This window comes from Novosphingobium sp. MBES04 (assembly GCF_000813185.1).
Classification (GTDB): Bacteria; Pseudomonadota; Alphaproteobacteria; order Sphingomonadales; family Sphingomonadaceae; genus Novosphingobium; species Novosphingobium decolorationis.
Genome location: NZ_DF850514.1, coordinates 1 through 834, shown reverse-complemented (window position 1 = coordinate 834; position 834 = coordinate 1). Strand labels below are relative to the sequence as shown.

The window sequence follows — 834 nt, the reverse complement described above, 5'->3', positions numbered from 1 at the left end:
TAGGCTCAGGACCCATTGATTGGCATGCGGTGATGTGATTCAGGCTTTGCGAGGAGACTGAGCATGAGCAACCTGTATTGGCTGACGGACGAGCAGATGGCGCGTCTTTCGCCATATTTTCCCAAGAGCCATGGAAAGCCGCGTGTCGATGATCGGCGCGTTCTGAGCGGCATCATCTTCGTCAATCGGAATGGCTTGCGTTGGCGTGATGCACCCAGGGAGTACGGGCCTCACAAGACCTTGTACAATCGCTGGAAGCGATGGGGCGAGATGGGCGTGTTCAGCCGGATGATGGAAGGTCTGTCTGCCCAGAGCGCTGAGCCCAGAACCATCATGATCGATGCGACCTATCTCAAGGCTCACCGCACGGCTTCCAGCCTTGGGGTAAAAAAGGGGATCTCGGGCGCCTGATCGGACGAACCAAGGGTGGCATGAATACCAAGCTCCACGCCGTCACCGATGCCAACGGACGGCCCTTGAGCTTCTTCATTACGGCGGGCCAGATCAGCGATTACACCGGCGCAGCGGCTTTGCTCGATGACTTGCCAAAGGCACAGTGGATGCTGGCCGACCGCGGCTACGACGCCGAATGGTTCCGCGATGCTCTTGAGCAAAAGGGCATCAAACCTTGCATTCCAGGCCGGAAATCCCGCTCGATGCCCGTCAAATACGACAAGCGTCGATACAAGCGCCGCAACCGTATCGAGATCATGTTCGGGCGCCTGAAGGACTGGCGTCGCGTCGCAACTCGCTACGACCGCTGCCCGACCGTATTCTTCTCAACCCTCGCTCTCGCAGCCACCGTCCTCTTTTGGCTCTGATCAACGAGTCCTG

At 58.4% G+C, this 834-nt stretch carries 1 protein-coding gene; it reads left to right on the top strand.

Annotation, left to right across the window (positions count from 1 at the left end; genetic code table 11):
• Positions 1-63: 63 nt before the first annotated feature.
• A protein-coding gene (locus MBENS4_RS25175) for an IS5 family transposase (protein WP_144401097.1) occupies positions 64-821 on the top strand; the annotation gives its coding sequence in 2 pieces (ribosomal slippage) (positions 64-397 and positions 397-821; 759 coding nt in all).
• Positions 822-834 lie beyond the last annotated feature (13 nt).